The sequence below is a fragment of the Pseudarthrobacter humi genome, assembly GCF_024294965.1.
In the GTDB taxonomy this organism is placed as follows: domain Bacteria; phylum Actinomycetota; class Actinomycetes; order Actinomycetales; family Micrococcaceae; genus Arthrobacter; species Arthrobacter humi.
The window spans coordinates 151,418-176,281 of record NZ_JANCLV010000005.1; the positions used below are offsets into that span (position 1 = coordinate 151,418).

22 protein-coding genes are annotated in these 24,864 nt (G+C 67.4%); 16 read left to right on the top strand and 6 right to left on the bottom strand.

Annotated elements, in window-relative coordinates; genetic code table 11:
- Positions 1-6: 6 nt before the first annotated feature.
- On the bottom strand, positions 7-1,326 hold the full coding sequence (locus NFC73_RS09655) for an MFS transporter (RefSeq protein ID WP_254749658.1): 1,320 nt from the start codon (positions 1,324-1,326) through the stop codon (positions 7-9).
- A 231-nt stretch (positions 1,327-1,557) separates the two neighbouring features.
- Here NFC73_RS09655 and NFC73_RS09660 point away from each other — a divergent pair, with 231 nt between their 5' ends.
- The 16 genes from NFC73_RS09660 to NFC73_RS09735 all read left to right on the top strand — a co-directional run bounded on the left by NFC73_RS09660 (position 1,558) and on the right by NFC73_RS09735 (position 17,044).
- On the top strand, positions 1,558-2,373 hold the full coding sequence (locus tag NFC73_RS09660) for an IclR family transcriptional regulator (RefSeq protein WP_254749660.1): 816 nt from the start codon (positions 1,558-1,560) through the stop codon (positions 2,371-2,373).
- A 138-nt stretch (positions 2,374-2,511) separates the two neighbouring features.
- Positions 2,512-3,393, top strand: a complete 882-nt coding sequence (locus NFC73_RS09665) for a shikimate dehydrogenase (protein ID WP_254749662.1) — start codon at positions 2,512-2,514, stop codon at positions 3,391-3,393.
- Entirely contained in the window at positions 3,393-5,297 is a 1,905-nt protein-coding gene (locus NFC73_RS09670) for a bifunctional sugar phosphate isomerase/epimerase/4-hydroxyphenylpyruvate dioxygenase family protein (RefSeq protein WP_254749664.1), read from the top strand. The genes NFC73_RS09665 and NFC73_RS09670 overlap by 1 nt, the downstream gene beginning before the upstream one ends.
- 48 nt (positions 5,298-5,345) lie before the next feature.
- Positions 5,346-6,128: a protocatechuate 3,4-dioxygenase subunit beta gene (gene pcaH, locus NFC73_RS09675; RefSeq protein ID WP_254749666.1), complete on the top strand. Its 783-nt coding sequence runs from the start codon at positions 5,346-5,348 to the stop codon at positions 6,126-6,128.
- Position 6,129: 1 nt separating this feature from the next.
- Complete coding sequence (gene pcaG, locus NFC73_RS09680; protein WP_254749668.1) at positions 6,130-6,708, top strand: protocatechuate 3,4-dioxygenase subunit alpha; 579 nt, start codon at positions 6,130-6,132, stop codon at positions 6,706-6,708.
- A gap of 41 nt (positions 6,709-6,749) precedes the next feature.
- Complete coding sequence (locus NFC73_RS09685) at positions 6,750-8,183, top strand: lyase family protein (protein ID WP_254749883.1); 1,434 nt, start codon at positions 6,750-6,752, stop codon at positions 8,181-8,183.
- The gene (locus NFC73_RS09690) at positions 8,176-8,994 is read left to right on the top strand and encodes an alpha/beta fold hydrolase (RefSeq protein WP_254749670.1); all 819 of its coding nucleotides are present in this window, start codon (positions 8,176-8,178) and stop codon (positions 8,992-8,994) included. Before NFC73_RS09685 ends, NFC73_RS09690 begins: the two co-directional genes overlap by 8 nt.
- On the top strand, positions 8,991-9,443 hold the full coding sequence (gene pcaC / locus NFC73_RS09695; protein ID WP_254749672.1) for a 4-carboxymuconolactone decarboxylase: 453 nt from the start codon (positions 8,991-8,993) through the stop codon (positions 9,441-9,443). The genes NFC73_RS09690 and pcaC overlap by 4 nt, the downstream gene beginning before the upstream one ends.
- A gap of 107 nt (positions 9,444-9,550) precedes the next feature.
- The gene (locus NFC73_RS09700) at positions 9,551-10,747 is read left to right on the top strand and encodes a thiolase family protein (protein WP_254749674.1); all 1,197 of its coding nucleotides are present in this window, start codon (positions 9,551-9,553) and stop codon (positions 10,745-10,747) included.
- 3 nt (positions 10,748-10,750) lie between these two features.
- The gene (locus NFC73_RS09705) at positions 10,751-11,410 is read left to right on the top strand and encodes a 3-oxoacid CoA-transferase subunit A (protein WP_254749676.1); all 660 of its coding nucleotides are present in this window, start codon (positions 10,751-10,753) and stop codon (positions 11,408-11,410) included.
- A 1-nt stretch (position 11,411) separates the two neighbouring features.
- Positions 11,412-12,104, top strand: coding sequence for a 3-oxoacid CoA-transferase subunit B (locus NFC73_RS09710; RefSeq protein WP_254749678.1), 693 nt, complete (start codon positions 11,412-11,414; stop codon positions 12,102-12,104).
- Positions 12,105-12,209: 105 nt separating this feature from the next.
- Positions 12,210-13,022, top strand: coding sequence for an IclR family transcriptional regulator domain-containing protein (locus NFC73_RS09715; protein WP_254749680.1), 813 nt, complete (start codon positions 12,210-12,212; stop codon positions 13,020-13,022).
- A gap of 140 nt (positions 13,023-13,162) precedes the next feature.
- Positions 13,163-14,371 (top strand): Re/Si-specific NAD(P)(+) transhydrogenase subunit alpha, encoded by a 1,209-nt coding sequence (locus tag NFC73_RS09720; RefSeq protein WP_254749683.1) that lies wholly within the window; start codon positions 13,163-13,165, stop codon positions 14,369-14,371.
- Positions 14,371-14,706: an NAD(P) transhydrogenase subunit alpha part 2 gene (locus NFC73_RS09725; protein ID WP_254749685.1), complete on the top strand. Its 336-nt coding sequence runs from the start codon at positions 14,371-14,373 to the stop codon at positions 14,704-14,706. The genes NFC73_RS09720 and NFC73_RS09725 overlap by 1 nt, the downstream gene beginning before the upstream one ends.
- Positions 14,703-16,076 (top strand): NAD(P)(+) transhydrogenase (Re/Si-specific) subunit beta, encoded by a 1,374-nt coding sequence (locus tag NFC73_RS09730; RefSeq protein WP_254749687.1) that lies wholly within the window; start codon positions 14,703-14,705, stop codon positions 16,074-16,076. The genes NFC73_RS09725 and NFC73_RS09730 overlap by 4 nt, the downstream gene beginning before the upstream one ends.
- 50 nt (positions 16,077-16,126) lie before the next feature.
- Positions 16,127-17,044: a diacylglycerol/lipid kinase family protein gene (locus NFC73_RS09735; RefSeq protein WP_254749689.1), complete on the top strand. Its 918-nt coding sequence runs from the start codon at positions 16,127-16,129 to the stop codon at positions 17,042-17,044.
- A gap of 61 nt (positions 17,045-17,105) precedes the next feature.
- Here the strand turns inward: NFC73_RS09735 and NFC73_RS09740 are convergent, their stop codons facing one another.
- From NFC73_RS09740 to NFC73_RS09760, 5 genes are all read right to left on the bottom strand, one after another.
- Positions 17,106-17,945 (bottom strand): ACT domain-containing protein, encoded by an 840-nt coding sequence (locus NFC73_RS09740; protein ID WP_254749691.1) that lies wholly within the window; start codon positions 17,943-17,945, stop codon positions 17,106-17,108.
- A gap of 78 nt (positions 17,946-18,023) precedes the next feature.
- Positions 18,024-18,650 (bottom strand): thymidine kinase, encoded by a 627-nt coding sequence (locus NFC73_RS09745; RefSeq protein WP_254749693.1) that lies wholly within the window; start codon positions 18,648-18,650, stop codon positions 18,024-18,026.
- A 146-nt stretch (positions 18,651-18,796) separates the two neighbouring features.
- Positions 18,797-19,231, bottom strand: a complete 435-nt coding sequence (locus NFC73_RS09750; RefSeq protein WP_082575848.1) for an acyl-CoA thioesterase — start codon at positions 19,229-19,231, stop codon at positions 18,797-18,799.
- Between the two features lie 76 nt (positions 19,232-19,307).
- Entirely contained in the window at positions 19,308-19,811 is a 504-nt protein-coding gene (locus tag NFC73_RS09755; protein WP_254749695.1) for a GNAT family N-acetyltransferase, read from the bottom strand.
- Between the two features lie 97 nt (positions 19,812-19,908).
- Positions 19,909-24,795, bottom strand: coding sequence for an NAD-glutamate dehydrogenase (locus tag NFC73_RS09760; RefSeq protein ID WP_254749697.1), 4,887 nt, complete (start codon positions 24,793-24,795; stop codon positions 19,909-19,911).
- Positions 24,796-24,864: the final 69 nt, after the last annotated feature.

Sequence of the window (24,864 nt, forward strand, 5' to 3'; positions counted from 1 at the left end):
GGAACCCTACTTCAGGCCGAGCTGCTTGGTGGGGACGTTGAAGGTCTCCCTGGCCGTCAGGGCGGAGATGGCCGAGATGCCGCAGATGACGGCGGTGAAGATGCTGATCTGAACCCAGCCCCCGGGCCGGATGCCACCCATGGCTGCCACGATGGCCGGGGCGAATCCTGCCATGAGGAAGCCCAGCTGTGTGCCGATCGCCAGGCCGGAGAAGCGGACCTTGGTGCTGAACATCTCGGCGTAGAAGGACGGCCAGACGGCGTTGGAGGCTGCGTAGCCGCAGGAGAAGAAACCGATCGCCGCGAGGAACATCAGCGGAACGCTGCCGGACTCCAGGCTGAGCAGGAACACCGGGGTGAGGACCGCACTGGCCACTGCGCCGTAGATGAAGACCGGCTTGCGGCCGATCTTGTCAGCCAGCATGCCGAACAGCGGCTGGGTGCCCAAAGCGACCAGGTTGGCGCCAACGACGAGCCAGAGTGTGGTGGTGCCGTCAACACCGGCAACGGTCTTGGCGTAACTGATGGCGAGCGTGCCGAACACCGTGGATACTGCGGCGATGAAGGCGCACGCAATGACGCGGAGGACGTCCCGCCAGTGGCCCTTGAGGAGGTCAGCGACCGGCAGCTTGGAGATCTGGGCGGTTTTCTGGGCTTCTTCGAACGCCGGGGGCTCGTGCAGCGTGCGGCGGATAAAGAACGCAACAAGAACGACGACGGCGCTGAGCCAGAACGGGACGCGCCAGCCGATGCCGTACTTGATCTCGTCCGGGAGTGCCAGGACGGGGATGAAGACGAGGGCGGCGAGGATCTGGCCGCCCTGGGTGCCGGTGAGGGTCCAGGAAGTGAAGAAGGAGCGGCGGTTGTCCGGTGCGTGTTCCAGCGTCATGGAGGATGCGCCGGCCTGCTCGCCGGCGGCGGAGAGGCCCTGGCAAAGCCGCGCCAGCACCAGCAGGGCCGGAGCCCACCAGCCCACGGTGTTGAAGTCGGGCAGGCAGCCGATCAGGAACGTCGAGGCGCCCATCAGCAGCAGCGTGAACATCAGGACCTTCCGCCGGCCCACGCGGTCACCGAAGTGGCCCAGGATGACGGCGCCCACCGGCCGTGCCACATAGGCGAAGCCGAAGGTGGCGAAGGACATGACGGCCGCGTTGGCTCCGGCGTCCGGGAAGAACACCGTGGGGAAGATCAGGGCGGCGGCGGAACCGAAGATGAAGAAGTCGTAGTATTCGACGGCGCTGCCCAGGAAGCTGGCGAGGGCTGCCTTCTTTGGCGTCCCGGCCGGGGCAACGGTGCCCTGCCCGGCGGACGGAAGTGTCTGGCTCATGAAGTTCCTTAGATGTGACGACATTGTCGCGGATGGATCTGGAGGGCCGCAGCCGCAGCGGCCTGAGTGGAGCTGGTGCGGTGCGGCTGGAGGCCGTTGAAAGACCCGGAGCAGTAGCCACATGGTGGAAGCTACTTGTGCGATACAGCAATGATGGCTGTGAGCACAGTCACTTGTCAAGAAAATGCTCACCATCTAGAAATAGTTGCCACGATGTGGCAACATCGACGTATGAGTGTGAATCAAACCACAGCGCCCGATGACGTTGCCGCTGAGCCAAAGACGCCCAAGGGCGACCGTACGGACATGGTGGGCAAGGCCCTGGGCCTGCTGGTCCTCCTGGGTGACGAGCCGCGTGGCGCCAGCGCCGCGGAGATCTCGCGCCGCGCCGACCTCCCTTTCAGTACCACCTACCGCCTGCTGGGATCCCTGACGCGGGACGGATTTGTGGACTATGAGCCGGACGGCCGCCGCTACCACCTGGGCCTGCGGATCTTCCAGCTGGGCCAGCGGGTCTCCAACCATCACGGATTTGCCGGCACCGCGCTGCCGGTCCTGCGCCGCGTGACCGAGCAGACCGGGGAGGCCACCATCCTCAGTGTCCGCGACGGCCACCATCACCTCACGGTCAACAAGGTGGACGGCCCGCAGGCCTTCCGCGTCACCAGCGATCCCGGGCATCTGGGCGCCCTGCACGCGACGGCCGTCGGCAAGGCGCTGGTGGCTTTTGCTGAGGACGCGGAGCGTGAAGCGCTGCTCGAGGAGCTCGCGCTGGATCCCCTCACCGAGCACACCATCACGGACCGGGGCGCCTTCCGTGCCGAGATTGAGAAGGTGCGCCGGCAGGGATATGCCGTGATGGACGAGGAAAACGAGAACGGCATGCGCGCCGTGGCCGTGCCGCTGCTCAATCCCCAGGGCCATGCCTTCGCCTCCCTGGCCACCGCCGTTCCCGTCTTCCGCCTCAGCATGGAAGCCCTGCTGGCCCATGTCCCCCTGCTGCAGGATGCCGCGGCGGAGCTGGCTGCGCGCTTGCCGCAACGGTAAAAAATCTTGAAATGTTCGTATGTAGAACATGCGTGCGAGAAGTGAACAAGTGTTGTACTGTAATCCCTATCACCCGACCCGCCGAGGCCGCCCCAAGCGCCGCCGCCCGCCGGGTGCCGTATCAAAGGAGCTGCCCGGATGAGCAATCGAACTGAGTCCTACCTTGTGGGACTGGTCGGCGACGGCGTAATGCCGTCCCTCACTCCCCCCATGCACGAACGCGAAGGCGATGTGCAGGGCCTGCGCTACCTCTACCGCCCCATTGACCTGCTGGAGCTCGGACTTTCCGGCGATGCCGTAGGGGATCTGCTCAGGAGCGCCCGCAGCCTGGGCTTCAACGGCCTGAACATCACCCATCCGTGCAAGCAGCTTGTGCTGGCGCACCTGGACGAGGTCTCACCGGACGCCCTGAGGCTCGGCGCCGTCAACACGGTGGTCATCGAGGACGGCCGCTTCATTGGCCACAACACCGACTTCTCCGGCTTCGCCGCCGCGTTTGCCTCCGGCCTACCTGGCGCGCGGCTGGACCGCGTCGTCCAGCTGGGCGCGGGAGGTGCCGGATCCGCCGTCGCCTACGCCCTGCTCACCGCCGGCGTGAAGGCGCTGGACCTGGTGGACGTGGACCCCGCCCGCTGCGCGGCCCGCGCAGTAGAGCTGGCCGGCCTCTTCCCGGGCAGCACAGTCACGGCGCGTACGACGGCGGAGCTGCCGCAGCTGATGCCGCTGGCCGACGGTCTGGTGCACTGCACCCCCGTGGGCATGGCCGCCCACCCGGGCGTCCCGCTGGACCTGGAGCTGCTGGAAACGCGGCACTGGGTGGCGGACATCGTCTACCGCCCGATCGATACGGAACTGGTCCGCGGCGCCCGCGCCAAAGGCTGTGAGGTACTGGACGGTGGCCGCATGGCAGTAGGGCAGGCGGCCGATTCCTTCCGGATCTTCACCGGGCTGGAAGCCGACGCGGAACGCATGCGCAGCCATTTCCTGGAGCTCGTGGCCAAGGAAGAGGTGGCTGCCTGATGCGCACCGGAATCGCTACGGTGTGCCTCTCCGGCACCCTCAAGGAAAAGATGCAGGCCTGCGCCATCGCCGGCTTTGACGGGATCGAAATCTTCGAGCAGGATCTGGTCACGTCGCCGCTCACGCCCGAGGACGTCCGCAAGATGGCGGCCGACCTTGGCCTCACGCTGGATCTTTACCAGCCGTTCCGCGACTTCGACAGCGTGTCCGAAGACCTCCTGGTCGCCAACCTCCGGCGTGCCGAAGCCAAATTCAAGCTCATGGCGCGGCTGGGCATGGACACCGTCCTGGTCTGCTCCAATGTGGCCACCGCCAGCATTGACAGCGACGACCTCCGGGTGGAGCAGCTCGGCCAGCTGGCTGCGCTGGCCGGGGACCATGGCGTCAAGGTGGCCTACGAGGCCCTGGCCTGGGGCAAGTACGTCAACGACTACGAGCACGCCCACAAGCTGGTGGAAGCCGTGGACCACCCCAACCTGGGCACCTGCCTGGATTCCTTCCACATCCTGTCCCGCAACTGGGACACCGCCCCCATCGAGGCCTTCAACCCGGAAAAGATCTTCTTCGTCCAGGTGGCGGACGCCCCCAAGCTCTCCATGGACGTCCTCTCCTGGAGCCGGCACTACCGGGTGTTCCCGGGCGAGGGCCAGTTCGAGCTCGCCAAGTTCATGGGCCACGTGGTCCGGGCGGGGTACAGCGGCCCGGTGTCACTGGAGATCTTCAACGACGTCTTCCGTCAATCGGACGTGGAACGCACCGCCGTCGACGCCATGCGCTCGCTCATCTGGCTGGAGGAACAGAGCGCCAAGTGGCTGGATGCTGCGTCCACCGGCGCGACTGGCGCCGACGGCACCCAGGCCCCAGGCCGCCGTCGTTATCCCATGGAACTGGCCACGCTCCCGCAGGTGGCCGAACCGGCAGGCTACAACTTCGCCGAGGTCAGGGCCGCGGACACCCAGGGACTGGAAACGGTCCTGGGCCAGCTGGGCTTCGAGTTCAACGGCCGGCACCGCACCAAGGACGTGCAGCTCTGGAGCCTGGGCCACGCCCGGGTGATCATCAACGAGGCGGCACCGGCAGACGGGCACGATCCGTCGGCTGATGCGTCGCCCGCCATCGCCGCCCCTGCTATTGGTGCCCTTGGCTTTGACGTTGCCTCCCCTGTGATTGCCGCCGCCCGCGCCCAGCAGCTGAAGGCCCCCGCGGTCCCGCGCAAGAGCCAGGCCAACGAGGAAGTGTTCCAGGGTTTTGCCGCCCCGGACTCCACCGAGATCTTCCTGTGCCAGGGCACCTCGGACGGCACAGCAGCCTGGACCAGTGAATTCGGGGAGGGGCTGGAAAATCCCGCCGCCGGCCCCGCCGCTGTGATCGACCACGTCAACCTTGCGCAGCCGTGGCAGCATTTCGACGAGGCCGTCCTTTTCTACACGAGCGCCCTGGCGTTGGAGCCCCAGCCGTTCGCTGAGGTGCCCAGCCCCACCGGACTGGTCCGTTCGCAGGTCATGGCCACCGGGGACCGCGCCGTGCGGCTGGTGCTGAACCTGGCGCCGCTGAACCAGCAGCGCAAGACCTACCAGGAGCACATCGCCTTCGCGGTGGATGACCTGGTGGCCACCGCCAGGGACTGCAGGGCCCGCGGCCTGGAGTTCCTGCAGATCCCGGCGAACTACTACGAGGACCTGGACGCACGCTTCGGGCTGGCACCGGACTTCCTGGCCACGCTGCAGGCGCTGAACCTGCTGTACGACCGGGACGCCGACGGCGAATTCCTCCACTTCTACACGGCCACCGTGGGCAGTGTGTTCTTCGAAATGGTGGAACGCCGCGGCGCCTACGACGGCTACGGCGCCCCCAACGCCCCCGTGCGGCACGCCGTCCAGTACGACCACCTGCAGCACCGGTAAGACAAGCACCACCACCATCCAGCAGCAACAAAGAAAAAGGAGGCCGCAGTGGAGACACAGCAGGATCTCAGTGCAGAGATTAACGCCATGGCCGATGCCTACGCGCGGGCGCTCAAGGACGGCGCCACGGCCGAGACCCAGCCCCGGCTGGACTACGCCCCCTACCGCAGCAGCATCCTGCGGCACCCCACCAAAAGCCTGCACCACGCGGACCCGGAAACCATCGAACTGTATTCGCCGGCGTTCGGCCACCAGGACGTGCACGCCCTGGAAGCTGACCTGACCATCCAGCACAACGGTGAACCCCAGGGCGAGCGGATCATCGTGGCCGGCAAGGTCATGGACGGCGACGGCCGCCCCGTGGCCGGGCAGCTCGTGGAGATCTGGCAGGCCAACGCTTCCGGCCGCTACATCCACAAGCGTGACCAGCACCCGGCGCCGCTGGACCCCAACTTCACCGGCGTGGGCCGCTGCATCACGGGCCCCGACGGCTCGTACCGGTTCACCACCATCAAGCCCGGCGCCTACCCATGGAAGAACCACGTCAATGCCTGGCGGCCGGCCCACATCCACTTCTCCATGTTCGGCACGGAGTTCACCCAGCGGATCGTCACGCAGATGTACTTCCCCGGCGACCAGCTCTTCCCGCTCGACCCCATCTACCAGTCCATCGTGGACCAGGACGCCCGCGACCGGCTCGTGGCCAACTACGACCACAATCTCACTGAACCCGAGTGGGCACTGGGCTACAACTGGGACATCGTCCTCACCGGCTCCAAGCGGACCTGGACCGAAAACGAGGCGCTCGGCGCAGCAGGAGACGAGGAATAACGTGAACACACCCACCCAGCTTGTTCCCACCCCCGGCCAGACCGTCGGCCCGTTCTATGGCTATGCCCTGCCGTTCGTGAAGGACAACGAACTCCTGGCGCCCGGATCGCCGGGCTCCATCCGCCTTCAGGGCACCGTGTATGACGGTGCCGGGGAAACCATCCCGGACGCCATCCTGGAGATCTGGCAGCCCGACGCCGACGGCAGGATCGTGCAGCGTACCGGGTCCCTGGTCCGCGACGGCTACACCTTCACCGGCTGGGGCCGCGCCTCCGTGGGCCACTCCGGCGTGTACACCTTCACCACAGTGAACCCGGGACCCACCGCGCAGGTCCCCGGAAAACCAGCGGCCGCACCCTTCATCTCCGTGGCCGTGTTTGCCCGCGGCCTGATGAATCGCCTGTTCACCCGCGTATACCTGCCGGAGAACGGGGAAGCCCTCGCCACGGACGCGCTACTCAGCTCCCTGGACCCGGAGCGCCGCAAGACGCTCATTGCCCGCCGCGATCCCGACGGCGGACTCACCTGGGACATCCGCCTGCAGGGCGAGGGCGAAACAGTCTTCCTGGACTTCCAGTGACTGACGCTGCCGGCACGGACGGTACCGGCCACTTCGGAAGCGTGGCCGACGGTGACGTCGGCCTGCTCAGTCCTGTCTCGGCGTCGCCCCTGGTGACGGTGCTGACCGGTGACCGCGCGGTACTGGCGGCGATCCTCGCCGTCGAGGCGGGCTGGGCCGCCGTGCTGGAGAAGGCGGGCTTGGCGCCTGCAGGTGCCGCCGCCGTCGTGGCCTCCGCAGCCGAGGCGGGACGCTACGACGCAGCCGACATCGCGCTCCGGGCCCAGGGCGGCGGCAACCCCGTCATCCCGCTGCTGGCCGATCTTCGCAAGCATGTCACCGCGCTCGATGCCGGCCGTGTGGGTGCCTTAAAGGCGGTCCACACCACGCTGACCAGCCAGGACGTGCTGGACACGGCCCTGATGCTGCTCGCGCGCAACACCGTTGAGGCGGTGCTGGCGGATCTGAAATGCACGACGGCGGCGCTCGCCATCTTGTCGGAGAAGCATGCGGACACGCTGGGCGTGGGCAGGAGCCTGACCCAGCATTCCCTCCCCTTTACGTTTGGGCTGCGGGCAGCGCAATGGTTCCACGGGTTGGCCGCCGCAGGACGGCAGCTGGAGCAGGTGGAGCTGCCGGTGCAGTTCGGCGGGGCGGCCGGAACACTGGCTGCCGGAACCGTGCTCACGTCCGGCTCGGCCACCAGCCCCTTTGAGCTGGCCGACTCACTGGCCCGGCAACTGGGCCTGGCCGCGGCGCCCGCGCCCTGGCACACGAACCGGCTGGCCGTCACGTCGCTCGGCAATTCTCTGGCCTCGGTGCTGGACGCAGCCGGCAAAATCGCCACGGACGTCCTGTTCCTGAGCCGGCCCGAGGTGGCCGAACTCGCCGAACCGCGCGCCGCCGGCCGCGGCGTCTCCTCGGCCATGCCGCAGAAGCAGAACCCGGTGTTGTCGGTCCTCATCCGCAGCGCCGCCCTCCAGGCACCGCAGCTGGTGGCCCAGCTTCACCTGGCTGCGGCCAACTTCAACGACGAACGCCCGGATGCCGCCTGGCACACGGAGTGGCCGGCCCTGCGCCAGCTGCTCCGCCTGGCACTCGGCGCGGCCGGACAGCTCCGGGAGCTTGCCGAAGGCCTGCAGGTTTTTCCCGACGCCATGCGCCGCAACCTGGACCTTGCCGGGCCGCTGCTCCTGGCCGAAGGGGTGGGCGCCGCCGTCGCGCCGCTGCTGGCCGAAACGGATGGCCGCAGCGGCAAGGTGCAGCTGCAGGCAGTGGTGGACCGGACCCTTGCGGCGCCCGCTGCCGAGCAGGGGGCCACCTACCGGCGGCTGCTGCGCGAGGCCGTCCCGGCGGGCGTGCTCACCGATCTGCGGCTCGACGAGCTGCTTGACCCGACCGGCTACCTGGGCCAGGCAGCTGAAATCTTGCGCCGCATCCTGGCCGCATACCCCGACTTTGCAGCACCTACCCAGAACGGAGCCAACCGTGGCTAAACCGACCCTGAAGGCAGTACTGCTTTCACCCGAACGGGCCCTTGGCGAACGTCCCCTGCTGGTGGTGGGGCCGTCGCTGGGCACATCCTCCGTCCTGTGGTCCGACGCGGCCACCCTGCTCGGCAACGACTACGACGTGGTGGCCTGGGACCTGCCCGGCCACGGCGTCTCACCCGCCGCCACCGAAGCCTTTGACGTGGCCGACCTCGCGGACGCGGTGGTGGACCTTGTGGACTCCATCGCGCCCGGGGCTGCCTTCCACTGTGCCGGGGTCTCCCTCGGCGGTGCCACCGGCTTGCAGCTGGGGATCAAGCACGGCGAACGCCTCAAGAGCCTCTCGGTCCAGTGCTCCGGTGCCAAGCTGGGCACTCCGGAAGCATGGCTGGAGCGTGCCGAAACCGTGCGCACCCAGGGCACCCCCGTCATGATCCAGGGCTCTGCGCAGCGCTGGTTCGCAGAAGGCTTTATGGACCGCGAACCGGACCGGAGCAGCCGCCTCCTGCACGCCCTGCGCGACGCCGACCGCTTCAGCTACGCCTTCTGCTGCGAGGCGCTGGCGTCCTTTGACGTCCGCGCGGACCTCGGCAGCATCAGCGTCCCCACGCAGGCACTGGCCGGTGCGGAGGATACTGTTGCGCCGCCGTCGTTCGCCGAAGAAATTGCGGCAGGGATCACCGCCGGCGGTGGCACCGCCAACGCGGTAACGCTCAGCGGGGTGGCACACCTGGCACCGTTCGAGGCACCCGGGCACGTGGCCGACCTGCTTCGGAACCTCATCTCGTGGACTGAATCCCGGGGAGCAGCCAAGTGAGCGGCGCAGCCCCGAACCGGAGAGAACGGAACGGCGTCGTCCAGCCCGATGCCACCAGCCAAGAGATTTACGACGGCGGCATGGTGGTCCGCCGCGAGGTGCTGGGCGCAGCGCATGTGGACCGGGCCAACGCCAACAAGGACGGGTTCACCGAGGATTTCCAGGACATGATCACGCGGATCGCGTGGGGTGGCATCTGGACCCGCCCGGGCATCTCACGGCAGATGCGCTCTGCCGTGACCATCACCGCGATGGTGGCGCACGGGCACTGGGAGGAGCTGGCCATGCATATCCGCGCGGCCCTCACCAACGGCCTGAGCAGGGATGAGATCAAGGAAATCCTGCTCCAGACCGCCATCTACTGCGGGGTTCCGTCCGCGAACACAGCCTTCAAGACCGCCCAGCAGGTTTTCCACGAGATGGACAACGCCGCCGGCCCACCCAACTAGCACCCCCACCCTCCCAACTAGGTAGCAGCAGATGTCGTTATGAGCCCTCAAAACGACATCAACTGCGACCTAGTTGGGAACCACGCACACAACTTAGAGGAAAAGTTATGAACCAGGCTTTTGTGTACGACGCCGTTCGCACGCCTTTCGGTAAGTTCGGCTCGGGTCTCGCGGCCGTCCGCCCGGACGACCTCGCCGCGCACGTGATCACCGAATCCGTGAAGCGGGCCCCGGGCCTCGATCCGGAGCGGATCGACGAGGTTGTCTTCGGCAACGCCAACGGCGCTGGCGAGGAGAACCGCAACATCGCCCGGATGGGCACCCTGCTCGCCGGCCTGCCGGTCTCCATCCCGGGGACCACGGTGAACCGGCTCTGCGGTTCGTCGCTGGATGCCGCGATTATCGCCTCCCGCCAGATCAACGCGGGCGACGCCGAGCTCATGCTGGTGGGCGGCGTCGAGTCGATGTCCCGCGCTCCCTGGGTGCTGCCCAAGACGGAGAAGCCCTACCCGGCCGGGGACATGACCCTGGCCTCCACCACGCTGGGCTGGCGCCTGGTCAACAAGGCCATGCCCAAGGAGTGGACCATCTCCCTGGGCGAGGCCACGGAGCGGCTGCGCGAAAAGTACGGTGTCACCCGCGAGCAGCAGGACGAGTTCGCGGCGAACTCCCACAATCTGTCCGCCGCCGCGTGGGACGAGGGCTTCTACGACAACCTGGTGGCCCCGGTCCCTGGCACCGACCTGGTAAGGGACGAAGGGATCCGCGCCGGCTCCTCGGCCGAGAAACTCGCCGGGCTGAAGACCGTGTTCCGCACAGAGAACGGCACCGTCACCGCGGGGAACGCGTCGCCGCTGTCCGACGGCGCCTCCGCGGCCTGGATCGGCAGTGAAGCTGCCGCCGGGCTGCTCGGGCTCGAACCGCTGGCCCGCATCGCCGGTCGCGGCGCGCACGGCAACGACCCGCAGTTCTTCGGCTACGCCCCGGTGGAGGCCGCGAACAAGGCCCTCGCGAAGGCGGGCATCGGCTGGGACCAGGTGGGCGCCGTCGAACTTAACGAAGCGTTCGCCGCGCAGTCTCTGGCCTGCATCCACGCCTGGGGCATCGATCCCACCATCGTGAACCGGCACGGCGGCGCGCTCGCCATGGGCCACCCCCTCGGCGCGTCCGGCACCCGGATCCTCGGCACCCTCGCCCGGTCCCTGCAGGCCTCCGGTGAGCGCTGGGGCGTCGCCGCGATCTGCATCGGCGTGGGCCAGGGCCTCGCCGTGGTCCTCGAAAACGTCACCGCAGGAAAGGCATAAGAGATGCTGACATTTGTTGATTCCGTCAACGAGGCCGTGTCCGGCATCAAGGATGGCTCAACCGTGATGATCGGCGGGTTCGGCAACGCCGGGCAGCCGTTCGAACTGATTGACGCCCTGCTGGATTCCGGCGCCACGGAGTTGACCGTGGTGAACAACAACGCCGGCCAGGGCGACCAGGGCCTCGCGCTGCTGATCAAGGAAGGCCGGGTCAGGAAGATGATCTGCTCCTTCCCGCGCCAGTCCGATTCCTGGCACTTCGATGCCAAGTACAAGGCCGGGGAGATCGAGCTGGAGCTGGTCCCGCAGGGCAACCTGGCCGAGCGGATCCGCGCCGCCGGAGCGGGCATCGGCGGCTTCTTCACGCCCACCGGCTACGGCACGATGCTGGCCGAGGGCAAGGAAACCCGCATTATCGATGGCCGCGGCCAGGTGTTCGAAACGCCGATCCACGCCGACGTCGCCCTTATCAAGGCGCTCCAGGCGGACGGCGTCGGGAACCTCGTCTACCGCAAGACCGCCCGGAACTTCGGCCCCATCATGGCTGCTGCCGCGAAGCACACGGTGGTCCAGGTGTCCGAGATCGTCCCCACCGGCGGGCTCGACCCCGAGAACGTCGTGACCCCCGGAATCTACGTCAACAGCATCGTGAAGGTGGCCTGAGATGAGCGCACAAGCCAACAGCCAAACCAGCATGCAGGCCAGCGAAAAGCCCCTGGGCCGCAACGAACTCGCCGAACTCGTGGCCCGCGACATCGCGCCCGGCTCGTTCGTGAACCTCGGCATCGGCCAGCCCACCCTGGTCTCCAACTACCTCAAGCCGGAGCAGAACATCACGCTCCACACGGAGAACGGCATGCTGGGCATGGGTCCTGCGGCTGCCGGCGACGACATCGACGGCGACCTCATCAACGCCGGCAAGATCCCGGTCACCGAACTGCCGGGGGCGTCCTATTTCCACCACGCGGATTCGTTCGCGATCATGCGCGGCGGCCACCTGGACATCTGCGTGCTCGGCGCGTTCCAGGTCTCGGCCACCGGTGACCTCGCCAACTGGCACACCGGCGCCCCGGACGCCATCCCGGCCGTGGGCGGGGCGATGGACCTGGCCACCGGCGCCAAGGACGTGTTTGTGATGATGACGCTGCTGACCCGTGAGGGCGCCTCAAAGATCGTGAACGCGTGCACGTACCCGCTCACCGGCGTGGGCTGCGTGACGCGCGTGTACACGGACAAGGCCGTCTTCCTGACCGGGCCCGACGGCGTCACAGTCCGTGAGACGTTCGGCTGCACCTTCGAGGAACTCCAGGAACTGGTGCCCGTCCCGCTTAAGGCGGCCGCCGCCGTCGCGCTCTAACCCCACCCCGGCGCGAAGGGACACTTGGGGCCCCTGAGACCGGCGTTTCCAGGGCCGGTCGGGAGGGCCACAACTGTCCCTTCGCGCCGAATAGGATTGGTAACCATGACCAACGCACCTGCAGACTCACGGGCCGCCCCGCAGGCGAGTGACCAGTATGTGCAGTCGCTCGCGCGCGGGCTGGCCGTGATCCGGGCCTTTGATACCGACCACCCGGCCATGACCCTCACCGAGGTGGCGGCCCGGACGGACCTGACCAGAGCCACGGCCCGGCGCTTCCTGTACACCCTCGTTGAGCTGGACTACGTCAGGACCGACGGCAAGACGTTTGCGCTCACGGCCAAGGTCCTGCAGCTCGGCTACGCCTACCTCAGCGGGCTGTCCCTGCCGCAGCTGGCCCAGCCCCACCTGGAGGAGCTGTCCCTCAAGCTGGGCGAATCCACGTCGGCGGCGGTGCTGGACGGCACCGACATCGCCTACATCGCAAGGGTGACCACGCGCCGCATCATGAACGTCGGCATTACCGTGGGCACCCGCTTCCCGGCCTATGCCACGTCCATGGGCAGGGTGTTGCTCGCGGCCCTGCCGCCCGCCGGACTGAAGGAGTACCTGACAGCGGCGGAGATTAAACCGCTGACGCCGCGCGGCCTGGGCACTGTTCCCGAGCTGCTGGCGGTGCTGGACACCGTCCGCGCCCAGGGCTGGTGCCTGCTGGACCAGGAGCTTGAAATCGGGCTGATGTCCGTTGCCGCTCCCGTGTACGACGGGCCAACCAAAGTGGTGGCCGCGGTGAACGTGTCCCTCCAGGCCCAATCGGTGGCGGCCCAGCCGGACCCGGAAGCGTATCTGGCCGCCGTGGCCCGGGAAATCGTGGCTACCGCGAAGCTCGTCTCGGCGGACCTGACCGCCCGGCGCTAAACGCCCGAAGCTGGCCGCGGCAGGCAGTCGCGCGAACGGGCAGCAAATGCCCTCAAAACGCGAATCTGAGGGAATTAGCTGCCAGTTCGCGCAAGGGGTCATAGACTCGAGCCAACTACGTCCGTAAGGGAGTTGGCGGTTTGAAACTGGGCATACCGCGGGAACGTCATGAGGGTGAGCGGCGTGTGGCCGCCACGCCGGAAACGGTCAAGCAGCTGGCGGGGCTTGGCCTGGACGTCCTGATCGAAGCACGAGCAGGGGCCGCCGCCGGCTACGCAGACCACGATTACGCCGACGCCGGCGCCCGCATCGTCCAGGACCTGGATCCCGGCGAACTGAACGTCCTGGTCCACGTTCGCCCGGTGTTACCCTCGACGGCGGCAGCCCTGAAGAGGGGCGCCGTCACCGTTGGCATGGCCTCGCCGTCGTCCGAACTCGCCACCGTGCAGGCGCTCGTGGAGGCCGGCGTCACGGCCTTCGCCCTGGAACTGGTGCCCCGCATCTCGCGCGCCCAGTCCATGGATGCGCTCAGCTCCCAGGCCCTGGTGGCCGGCTACCGCTGCGTGCTTGAAGCCGCCATCCGGCTGCCGCGTTTCTTTCCGCTGTACATGACTGCCGCCGGCACCGTCCCGCCTGCCCGTGTGCTGGTGCTGGGCGCCGGGGTTGCCGGGCTGCAGGCCATCGGCACCGCAAAACGGCTGGGGGCCCGGGTCTCCGCCAACGACATCCGGCCCGCCTCCGCTGACGAGGTCGCGTCGATGGGCGGCACGTTCATCAAGCTGGATTTGGAAACGGCGGAGGCTTCGGGTGGCTACGCCCGCGAACTCAGTGCCGACCGCGGCGCCCTCCAGCGTGAACTCCTCGCCCCGCACGTCGCCATGGCGGATGTCCTGATTACGACGGCGGCGGTCCCGGGCAGGCGCGCACCGCTCCTCGTGAGCCGCCAGATGGTGCAGGGAATGCGCCCCGGCTCCGTCGTCGTCGACCTCGCTGCGGAGTCCGGCGGCAACGTGGAGGGCGCTGTTCCCGGCGAGGACATCCTGGTTCCGACCGCCGACGGGCAGGGCCACGTCACGCTGGTGGGGCTGAAGGACGCACCGTCCGCGATGGCGCAGGACGCGTCCCGCCTGTATGCCAAGAACGTGGCCAACCTGCTCGCCCTGATGGTCCGGGACGGCACCGTTGCCCCCGATTTCGACGACGACGTGATCGCCGGCGCGTGCCTTACGCACGACGGCGCGGTGCGGCACCTGCCCACGGCCGAGGCCCTGGCGGCACTTGTCCCCGCCCTGCCCGACCATGCGCCCCGGGTCCAGGGCGATCGGGTCCAGAACGAGGGGGGAATCTGATGGACGGCATGAGCCTCTTGACGGTCACCGTGCTGGCGGTGTTTGTGGGCTTCGAAGTGGTTTCCAAGGTCTCCAGCACCCTGCACACGCCGCTGATGTCCGGAGCCAACGCCATCCACGGCATCATCCTGGTGGGCGCCATCATCGTGGCCGGCCAGGCGGCGGACCCGGGGATCCTGGCCGTGGCGCTGCTCGCCGTGGTGCTGGCCACCGCCAACCTGGTGGGCGGCTTTGTGGTGACGGACCGGATGCTGCACATGTTCCGTGCCCGGAAAGACGTGGTCCGCCAGGAAGCCCCGCTCAATGAAGCAACCGGCGGGGAGGAAACAAAGTGACCCTCCTCGATCCGGTCTGGACCTCGCTCCTTTACCTCGCCGCCGCGGTATTCTTCATCCTTGCCCTTCGGGGCCTGAGCTCGCCCCGGACTGCCCGCCGCGGCAACCTGATCGGTGCCTTCGGTGCCCTGCTCGCCGTCGTCACGGTTTTCGTTTCGGCCCGGCTGGACAACATCCCCTGGATCATCGGTGCCATCGCGGTGGGGTCCGCGGTGGCCGCGCCGGTGGCCCGGCGGGTGCAGATGACCCAGATGCCGCAGCTCGTGGCCCTGTTCAATGGCGTGGGCGGCGGCGCCGCAGCCCTGGTGGCGCTGCTGGAACTCAGCCACACGGCCGACCCCTGGGTCCGCGTCGCCATCGTGTTCACCCTGCTGGTTGGGGCCGTGTCCTTCGCCGGATCCGGGGTCACCTTCGCCAAACTCCAGGAGCTCATGACCACCCGTCCCATCGTTTTTCCGGGCCTCCCCGTGGTGATGGCCGCGGTGCTGCTCGCCGCCGTGGGCACCGCCGTCGCCGTTGTCCTGACCGGTTCCCTGGCGCTCGCGGTGCTGCTGATGGTGCTGGGCCTGGCCGCCGGTGCGCTGCTGGTGCTGCCGGTGGGCGGTGCGGATGTGCCCATTGTCATCTCGCTGCTGAACGCGTTCACCGGGCTGGCCGTGGCGGCGTCCGGCGTGGTGCTCGGCAACGTGCTGCTGGTGGTGGCCGGCACGCTGGTGGGCGCCTCCGGTACCATCCTCACCCGGGCCATGGCGGCCGCGATGGGCCGCAGCGTGGCCGGCATCCTCTTTGGCGCCTTCAAGGGAGGTTCGACGGCGGGATCCACCGCCGTGAGTGAACGTCCCGTCAGGTCCTCCAGCGCGGAGGACGTGGCGGTGCTCCTGGGCTACGCGCAGCGCGTGATCATTGTCCCCGGCTACGGCCTGGCGGTGGCGCAGGGCCAGCACACCGCGGCCGAGCTGGCCCTGGCCCTCGAAGCCCGCGGCATCGAGGTGGACTTCGCCATCCATCCCGTGGCGGGCCGCATGCCGGGGCACATGAACGTGCTCCTGGCCGAGGCGAACGTGCCGTACGAATCGCTCAAGGAGATGGGTGAGATCAACTCCGAGTTCCGGATGGCCGACGTCGCTTTAGTCGTGGGCGCCAACGACGTGGTGAACCCGGCGGCGAAGACGTCCTCCGGCTCGCCGATCTACGGCATGCCCATCCTGGAAGTGGCCGACGCCCGGCAGGTGATCTTCCTGAAGCGCTCCATGCGGCCAGGGTTCGCGGGAATCGAGAACGAGCTCCTGTACGAGCCGCAGACCTCCCTGCTCTTCGGCGACGCCAAGGATTCCCTGGCCAAGGTGCTGGGCGCGGTGAAGGCACTTTAACGAAGTACGCTGTCCCCCAGGCCCACATTCCCATGTCAGCGAAGGACACCATGACAGCCAACAGCTCCACTTCCCTCAAGCGCCCGGCCATCATCATCAATCCTGCCAAGCCGGTGGACATCGACGTGCGTGCCCTGGCGGCCAAGCATTGCTCGGAGAACGGCTGGGGAGATCCCATCTGGCTGGAGACCACCAAGGAGGACCCCGGCGTCGGCCAGGCGAAGGAGGCACTCAAGCAGGGGGCCGACGTCGTCATTGCTGCCGGCGGCGACGGCACCGTGCGGTGTGTGGCCGAGGTCCTTTCCGGCGGGGACGTGCCCATGGGGCTGCTTCCGTTCGGCACCGGCAACCTCCTGGCCCGGAACCTGGGCATGGACGTTACCGACTTTGACGGCGCCATGGCAGGGGCCCTGGCGGGCACGGAGCGGAAGATCGACGTGGTCCGGGCCGCCCGCAATGATCCGGACAAGGAGCAGGTCTTCCTGGTCATGGCCGGAGTGGGCTACGACGCCACCATCATGGCCGACACCAACGAGGACCTCAAGGACAAGGTGGGCTGGCTGGCTTACGTGGACGCCGGCATCCGGAACCTACCCGGCAAGCCGGTGAAGGCAACCATCGTCCTCGACGGCAAGTCAGTAGTGCACCGCGGGGTCCGCAGCGTGATGGTGGGCAACTGCGGCAAGGTCCAGGGCGGACTGGAGATCTTCCCGGATGCCAAGATGGATGACGGCCTGCTGGACGTGGCCGTGCTGGCACCGAGGGGGAAATTCGGATGGTTCTCCGTGGTGGCCGGCATGATCGGCAAGGGCCGCGGCAAGGACACGTCCGTGGAGTACTACCAGGGAAAATCCGTGGAAATCACGCTCGAACACAACGACGACTACCAGCTCGACGGCGACCACGAAGGCGACGGCAAGCACGTCCTGATGACCATTGAGCCCGGCGCGCTGACCATCCGGATGTAACCGGCCCAACTAGGTAACAGCAGATGTCGTATTGAGGGCTCAGAACGACATCTGCTGCTACTTACATGGGAGATGCGGGCGCCCGCCGGTGGGCTAGGATTTCGGCCAGCTCGGCGAGCCGGTGTGCGCGGGCTGACTCGGCGGGTGTGAACGGTTCGCCGGGACGGGCGAAGATGATGGGTCCGTGCCAGGCGGTGGGGATCTTCAGGCGGGTGCCGCCGTCGTCCGCTTCCAGGACGGCTTCCGCAGGCGTGAGGATGCGGGCGCGAAGCAGTTCGGCCACTGCCAGCGGCAGTTCATCCGGTGCATCGGCGATCCGCGCCGCCAGGCTCAGCGCCTTCGTCTGGCCGTCCGCCATGGCCAGCGCGGTGGTGGGCCAGACCCGCGAACTTGAGCCGCCGCCGTCGTGCAGTGCCTCCAGCAGGTGCCGTTCACTGAGGTTTCCCGGCGCCGAGAGCACAAACTCGTCCAGCACGCCGCCGGCAACGGGGTGGACGTGGATGCTGAGGATGTTGGTGTCCAGTCGGGCCAGCGCCCGGGTGATTTTCTGCAGCGAACCCGGGTGGTCCTGGAGCACCGTCCGCGCCCGCCACAACGCCGGTGCGCTGCCCAGCTTCCGGCGGTGCCGGAGCGCCGGCGCGTGCAGCCAGCCGCGGAGCATCCGGGCGGCGGACGGCTCCGCCACCCAGATCACCAGCACGGTGGCCGTGAGCGTCAGGACCAGCACCTTGGCAAGGTACGGCAGGTGCGTTTCCACCACCAGGGCGTGGACCAGCAGTTCGATCGGGAGCATAACGGCCACGTTTGCCAAGGTCAGGCGCGTCTTGGTGGGTTCCGGCATCAGGCCGCAGACTTCACAGCTCAAATCAGCCGCGGCAGGGTTCCTTGCAGTGGGCTTCATGCCTCAAGGATCACAGCGGGGTGTTTCGGCGGCGTTGCCCTGCCGTTCCGATTGTGGGAACAGGTGGCGGGTGCAGGCTCACGACCCCAGTCGGCCGCCGGATTCCTCGAGGTAGCACGAACCGCACAAGGACTCGTACCAGACGTCCTGGCCGTCGATGGCCACCTGGTCGCCGTCGAACACCACCTTGTTGCCAACGCGCCGGGTGTTGAAGATGGCCTTGCGCCCGCACCGGCAAATGGTCTTGAGCTCCTCCAGAGTGTGGGCGACCTCCATGAGCCGGCGTGACCCCGGGAAGGCCCGGGTCAGGAAGTCTGTCCTGATGCCGTAGGCGAGTACCGGCACGTTGTCCAGGACGGCGATGCGGAACAGGTCATCCACCTGGTCCGGGGTCAGGAACTGGGCCTCGTCCACCAGCAGGCAGGCCACCGGCTTCTGGTCCATGTGCTCCAGCAGGGCATCCGGGTCATCGCCGGCCGCATGGGCGGCGAAGAGCTCGCGCACTGGCGTGGTGGCGGAAATCAGGAAGTCTACCGACCGGGTCATGCCCAACCGGGACACAATGTCGGTATCGCCTTTGGTGTCCACATCGGGCTTGGCGAGCAGGACGCGCTGGCCCCGCTCCTCGTAGTTGAAGGCGGCCTGCAGGAGCCCGGTGGACTTTCCCGAGTTCATGGCGCCGTAGCGGAAGTAGAGCTTGGCCAAGGGGGTCCTTTCAATGGAGTCCGGCTATCGATCTTATGCCGTCCGTCCCAGGGATCCATCGCAAACGGCCGGCGCCCCGACTGCCGGCACGCCCGCCCGGGTTTCACCCGCCCCGCCCAGCCCGCGCGGGGCACGTCCCGCCGTCGTCAGTCCTGAATGAGGGTTTCCGTCAGGTGATGCGTGGGAATCCGGTCCCGCTCATAGGTGATTTCGGTGTAGCCGTGGGGCTCGGGCTTGCCGGCCGGGCTGAGGTTCACGAAGACGATCTCTTCGATGGTGAGGATGCTTTGGCGCGTGATCATGTTGCGGACTTCGGCGCGCATGGTCAGCGACGTCCGGCCGAAGCGGGTGGCCGTCAGGCCCATTTCCACCAGGTCTCCCTGCACTGCGGAGCTCACGAAGTTGATCTCCGAGATGTACTTCGTAACCGCACGCCCGTTGCCAAGCTGGAGGATGGCGTAGATTGCCGCTTCCTCGTCGATCCATTTGAGCAGGCTTCCGCCGAAGAGGGTGCCGTTGGCGTTCAGGTCTTCCGGCCGGATCCATTTGCGGGTGCGGAAGGTGATGTCAGTGGATTCCATATGGCGAGGTTAGCCTGCCGCGGCGCACGTTACGTCGTAGCAGTTGTTGTGTAACGGGCTGCCGGCCGGATTTGGCTCAGGCCATGGCGGTGTGGGCGGCGCTGTGCGAGTCAATCGCCTTGGCGTAGCAGTACGAGTGCTCCACTCCAGCGTAGGCTCCGAAGTTGGGGACAGGATCGAAGCCGGAGTTCTCGTAGAAGTTCCGGCCATCCGGCTGCGCCGAGCCTGCTTCGGCCTTGATGCGTGTGATGCCCTGCTTGTGCGCCTCGGCTTCGAGGGCCGCCAGGATGGAACTGGCCACGCCGGAGCCCCTTGTGTAGGGGAGCACGTAGAGCCGCTTGATTTCGGCCGTGGCACTGTCCAGGAGCCTCAGTCCGCCGCAGCCAACGGGCTGGCCCGAGCCTTTGTCGTACGCCACCAGGAACACGGCACAGTCGGCGCCCGACGGCGGGGTCCCCGGTTCGTGGTCAGGGGTACCGAAGCGGGCGTCCAGTTCCGCCTGCTGGGCCCTGCGCAGATCGGCACCCACAGGGTTGGCCCAGGTGACCTGCCTGATGTTGAGCCGTGGGTTGGTCTGCATCGCGAGCCTCTTTCGCCGGAGGGGTTATGCAGATCAAGCCTAGGAAGCCGCGGTTACCGTGGTGTTTCCTTGGCGTAAGCGTCCGGAGAACTTCGGGCTACCGGCGGACCAGGGTGCGCAGCAGCTTCAATGCCACGGAGATCGACGCGATGTCCACGTCCCCAGGTTTGGTCACTTCAGCAAACGTGTCCTTGATCCGGGCCAGCTGCTCCTGGTACCCGCGCTCCCAGGCCACGATCCGTTCCACGGCATCGACTCCTGCGGCATGCTGCGGAGTGGACTTCATAACGGACGTGGCCATGTCAGCGACGGCCGAATAGACATCGTCGCGCAGCGCCGCCCGGGCCAGGGCTTCCCAGCGCGTTGCCCGGGGCAGGTCCGTGATGCGCAGCAGCAGCCTGACCGCGCCGATGCGCTCCAGGATCGCGCAGTACACGTCAATGACTGCGGTGACAGGTTCCGAGACCAGTTCGGAGATCACTGAAGCGTCCAGGATCATAAAGCTTTCCAGCAGGTCCGAGGCCCGTTTGCTGAGCTCCGGCGGCAGCCCGGCGTTGTCCCAGTGCGTCAGCCGTTCCTGCACAAGGTCCAAATCGGCTCCCCGCAGGTAGGGCGAAATGCTCCCCTGCAGGGTGTCCAGCGCGGGTGTGATCCGCGCCAGCGCTTCAGCGATCGGTTGGTCCCGGTGATCGTGGGTCACGTACCAGCGGGTGCCCCGGTCCAGAAGCCGGCGCATGTGCAGGGCCACTCCGGCGCTTTCCTTGATGGGGAAGCCCGGTGGAAGGGCCGCGAGGGTCGCCACCATTGAATCCAGCTTGTAGGCCTCACGCAGGACCACGAAGGCCCTGGCAACGGCGGCTGCGCTCGCCGTGGTTTCCTCGATGGCGCGGAAGGCGAAGGTGATCCCGCCGATATTGATCACGTCGTTGGCCATCATGGTGCCCACGATTTCGCGGCGCAGCGGATGCCTCTCCAGCTCGTCGCCGAAGCGTTCCACGATCTGCCGCGGGAAGTAGCTGCGCAGCATCTGCCTGAACCAGGGGTCATCGGCCAGGTCGCTGGCGTTCAGTTCCCGGGCCAGCTCGATCTTGGCGTATGCGGCCAGCACGGAGAGTTCCGGGGAGGTCAGCCCTTCCCCGCGCTGCAGGCGGGCATGCAGCGCCTCCGTGGTTGGCAGTCCTTCAAGGTTCCGGTCCAGGTCCGTGGTGGATTCCAGCCAGTCCATGGTCCGTTCGAAGCCGGGGCTCCAGTTCAGCACCAGTTGGCGTTCGGTGACCAGCAGCGTGTTTTGCTCGGTGTTGTCCTTTAGGACGAGCCGGGCCACCTCATCGGCGAGGGAATGCAGGAACCCGGTCCGTTCGTCCCGGCGCATCCGCCCGGCCGCGATCATGGTGTCAACGAAGATCTTGATGTTGACCTCGTGGTCCGAGCAGTCCACCCCGGCGGAGTTGTCGATCGCATCGGTGTTCAGGATGACACCGCCCAGCGCCGCCTCGATCCTGCCCCGCTGGGTGATGCCGAGGTTCCCGCCTTCTGCAATGACCCGCACCCGCAGCTCGTTTCCGTTGATGCGGATGCCGTCGTTGGCTTTGTCACCCACCTCCGCGTGCGTCTCGGTGGAGGCCTTGATGTAGGTGCCGATGCCGCCGTTGTAGATCAGGTCCACCGGCGCTCGGAGGATGGCCTGCAGGAGTTCCTGCGGCGCCATGCTGCTCCGGCCTTTTTCGAGGCCCAGGGCGATCCGGACCGTATCGCTGATCGGGACGGTCTTTGCCTGCCGGGAGTAGACTCCGCCGCCCGCGCTGATGGCCCGGGCGTCATAGTCGGCCCAGGAGGAACGGGGCAACCCGAAAAGCCGCCGACGTTCGGCGTAGGAGGCGTCCGGATCGGGGTTGGGGTCCAGGAAGATGTGCCGGTGGTCGAAGGCTGCCACCAGCAGGATATGGCGGGAAAGCAGCATCCCGTTGCCGAAGACGTCGCCGCTCATGTCGCCGATGCCCGCGACCGTGAAATTCTCCTGCTGCGTGTCCAGGCCCAGCTCGCTGAAGTGCTGCTTCACCGACGCCCACACACCGCGCGCGGTGATGCCCATTTCCTTGTGGTCGTAGCCTACGGACCCGCCGGAGGCGAACGCGTCGTCGAGCCAGAAGCCGTACGCGCGGGCCACCTCGTTGGCGGTGTCTGAAAAGGCAGCCGTCCCCTTGTCGGCGGCCACCACCAGGTAGTAATCGTCGCCGTCGTGCCGGACAACATTCTTGGGGGCCACCACCGTACCGCCGTTTCCGGAACCAAGGAGGTTGTCGGTGAGGTCGAGCATTCCGCGGATGAAGATCCGGTAGCTCTCCTGGCCGGCGGCCATCCATGCGGCCCGGTCGACCGCAGGATCCGGAAGCCGTTTGGGATAGAAACCGCCTTTGGCCCCGGTGGGCACAATGACCGAGTTCTTGACGTTCTGGGCCTTGACCAGCCCCAGGACTTCTGTACGGAAGTCCTCTTTGCGGTCCGACCAGCGCAGTCCGCCACGGGCCAGCATGCCGAACCGCAGGTGAACGCCTTCCACCTGCGGCGAGTAGACCCAGATTTCGAACTTGGGCCTCGGAAGAGGTGCGTGGGGGATGGCCGCAGGGCTGAGTTTGAAGCTCACATGCGGCCTGTCCAGGAAGTAGTTGGTCCTCAACGTGGCCTCGACGAGGGTCATGAACGTGCGCAGCAGCCGGTCGGCGTCGAGGCTGGGGATGTCTTCGATCGCGGCCGTCAGTTCCTTCCTGGCGGCGGCTGTGTCGCGGAGCCGCCGGGTCCAGTCGATGCCGGGAACGAATTTGGCATGGAACAGTGCCAGCAGCGCCTGTGTGGCCCGGGGGTTGGAGCGAAGGGTGTCCGCCATGAAGCCATAGGAATTCAGGGTGCCCAGCTGTTGCAGGTATTTGGCGTAGCTGCGGAGGACCACGGTCTGGCGCCAGCTGATCCCCTCCCTGATCACCAGGGCATCGAAGCCGTCCGACTCGATGTCTCCGCGCATGGCGGCGCAGAACGAATCCGCCAGCAGCATGCTGGTTTCCAGGGGATCGATACCGGGCGGGTACTTCAGCCCGAGGTCGTAGAGGAAGAGGTCCTGTCCGCTGGCGCGCCGAAGCTCAAAGGGACGCTGGTCCAGCACCTCAAGCCCCAGGTTGTGGAGGAATGGCAGGAACCGGGTGAGGCTTTGGGCGCTGGTCAGGTAGAGGCGCATCCGCGCGTCCTCCGCCGGCGGCCGTGTGGCTTTCGGCCGGACATAGACAGTCAACAGAGGGTCGTCCAGCGCCCGCCCGCCCGTCCCGTCAAGATCGAATTCCTCGAAGGCGGCGATGTCGCGGACCGCGTCCTCGGCGTCGTGGTCCGCCCGGTAGCCTGGCGGAAACGCGCCCTGCCACAGTGTCGAGAGCCGCGCCGCCTCCTCTGCGGTGAATCGGTCACGGAGGGACTCGTCCAGGCCCTCCGTCCACGAGCGGCTTGCCGCCACTACACGCCGCTCCAGCTCCACGGGGTCGACGTCGGGCGCTGGCGTCCCGGATCCCAGCAGGATCCGGAAGAACACCCGGGCCATGGGGGAGTCGCCCAGCCGGACCTCGAACTCGATGGATGGGGATTTGAAGGCGTGCCTGAGTTCCTGCTCGATCCTGAGCCGGACGGCAGTGTTGTAGCGGCGCCGGGGAAGGAAAACCAGGGCGGACATGAAGCGGCCGATGCTGTCCGGCCGCAGGAAAAGCCGCGTTTGGCGGCGCTGCTGCAGGCGCAGGATCTCCGTGGCCAAGTGGGCCAGATCGAGCTGTTCCATATGGAACAGCTCGTCGAGTGGAAACGACTCCAGCACCGCCAGCAGTTCCTTGCCCTGGTGCGAGGCAGTCTTGAAACCAAGGTGTTCCTGCACGGCCAGGACCTTGTCCCGGACCACCGGTATGCGCCGTATGGACTGGCCGGCGGCGCCCGGGGCGAGCAGGCCCACAAAGCGTCGCTCTCCGGCCACGCGGCCTTCGTCGAAGATCCGAAGACGGATCTCGTCCAGGTAGGCCGGCCGGGGGACCGAGGAACGCAGATCCGACGTAGCGAGCGTGAGTGCCCGCTGGCTGTGGAGGCTTGCCTCCCCGGACTCCTCCGTGTGCGGTGCGCCGGAGGCCGGACCAGTCCCGCCTTCCGGACGGTCCTCCCGGAGCAGCCCCAGCCCCGCGCCCGCCCGCACGCGCAGGGCATCCCGGCCGCCCGCCGTCGTGCGCTCATATTCGCTGTACCCGAGGAACACGAAGTTGCCGTTGTCCAGCCAGAGCAGCAGTTCCCGGAGCTGATCCGGGGCCGGGACCGTGGCGCTGGGGAATCCGTCAACGGAGCCGACGGCGGCTGTCACGTGGGCGTGGATGGCTGGGAGATCTTCGGCGACTGCCTGAACATCGGCCAGCACCCCGTGGAGGTTCGCGATGACTTCCTCGGAGCCCGAGTCCCCAGGCAGCCTGCCGATTTCCACGGCCACCCAAGTCTCTGTGGTCCCATCCTGGATGCCGCCCAACTCGTCCGGAAGGGCATCCGGGATTTCCGCGTGGCCGGCGTTCGCCGCTGTCAGTCCGGCCCGCGATGGCCCATGCGCGACGTCCAGCAACGCATGCGTTTCAGGGTCCCGCCGCACCCGGAACGTGGGGTGCACAAGCAGCCGGATCGACGCACTCTCCCTGGTCAGCTCGGCTGTCACCGAGTGAACCAGATGGGGCATGTCATTGGCGACCACCATCACGATGCTCGCATCGGTTTCATTCAGGACCCCGACGACGGACTGTCCGGGAGCGCGGATGCCCGCTATTTCCGCGTGGTACCGAGCCCGCCGGCCCAGGGTCTCCGGATTGTAGTCCTGGAGGTCCTCCGCCGCGACGTGCTCGTAGTAGTCCGTGAAGAAGGAAGCGTTGGCCTCGAACGGACCGGCAGCCCCTCCCTGGGCAGCCGGTGCGGTTTCGCGTGACATTCCACTGAGCCTCCACGGCAAGGGCTGGCACCACTGGCCGTGGTCCCCTGGGGAAGCCTCATGCCTGAC

What these genes read in the sequence shown, in the direction of transcription:
- NFC73_RS09655 (WP_254749658.1), bottom strand. Translation starts at nt 1,326, where the DNA reads ATGAGCCAGACACTTCCGTCCGCCGGGCAGGGCACCGTTGCCCCGGCC.
- NFC73_RS09660 (WP_254749660.1), top strand. Translation starts at nt 1,558, where the DNA reads ATGAGTGTGAATCAAACCACAGCGCCCGATGACGTTGCCGCTGAGCCA.
- NFC73_RS09665 (WP_254749662.1), top strand. Translation starts at nt 2,512, where the DNA reads ATGAGCAATCGAACTGAGTCCTACCTTGTGGGACTGGTCGGCGACGGC.
- NFC73_RS09670 (WP_254749664.1), top strand. Translation starts at nt 3,393, where the DNA reads ATGCGCACCGGAATCGCTACGGTGTGCCTCTCCGGCACCCTCAAGGAA.
- NFC73_RS09700 (WP_254749674.1), top strand. Translation starts at nt 9,551, where the DNA reads ATGAACCAGGCTTTTGTGTACGACGCCGTTCGCACGCCTTTCGGTAAG.
- NFC73_RS09705 (WP_254749676.1), top strand. Translation starts at nt 10,751, where the DNA reads ATGCTGACATTTGTTGATTCCGTCAACGAGGCCGTGTCCGGCATCAAG.
- NFC73_RS09710 (WP_254749678.1), top strand. Translation starts at nt 11,412, where the DNA reads ATGAGCGCACAAGCCAACAGCCAAACCAGCATGCAGGCCAGCGAAAAG.
- NFC73_RS09715 (WP_254749680.1), top strand. Translation starts at nt 12,210, where the DNA reads ATGACCAACGCACCTGCAGACTCACGGGCCGCCCCGCAGGCGAGTGAC.
- NFC73_RS09725 (WP_254749685.1), top strand. Translation starts at nt 14,371, where the DNA reads ATGGACGGCATGAGCCTCTTGACGGTCACCGTGCTGGCGGTGTTTGTG.
- NFC73_RS09735 (WP_254749689.1), top strand. Translation starts at nt 16,127, where the DNA reads ATGACAGCCAACAGCTCCACTTCCCTCAAGCGCCCGGCCATCATCATC.
- NFC73_RS09740 (WP_254749691.1), bottom strand. Translation starts at nt 17,945, where the DNA reads ATGAAGCCCACTGCAAGGAACCCTGCCGCGGCTGATTTGAGCTGTGAA.
- NFC73_RS09750 (WP_082575848.1), bottom strand. Translation starts at nt 19,231, where the DNA reads ATGGAATCCACTGACATCACCTTCCGCACCCGCAAATGGATCCGGCCG.
- NFC73_RS09755 (WP_254749695.1), bottom strand. Translation starts at nt 19,811, where the DNA reads ATGCAGACCAACCCACGGCTCAACATCAGGCAGGTCACCTGGGCCAAC.
- NFC73_RS09760 (WP_254749697.1), bottom strand. Translation starts at nt 24,795, where the DNA reads ATGTCACGCGAAACCGCACCGGCTGCCCAGGGAGGGGCTGCCGGTCCG.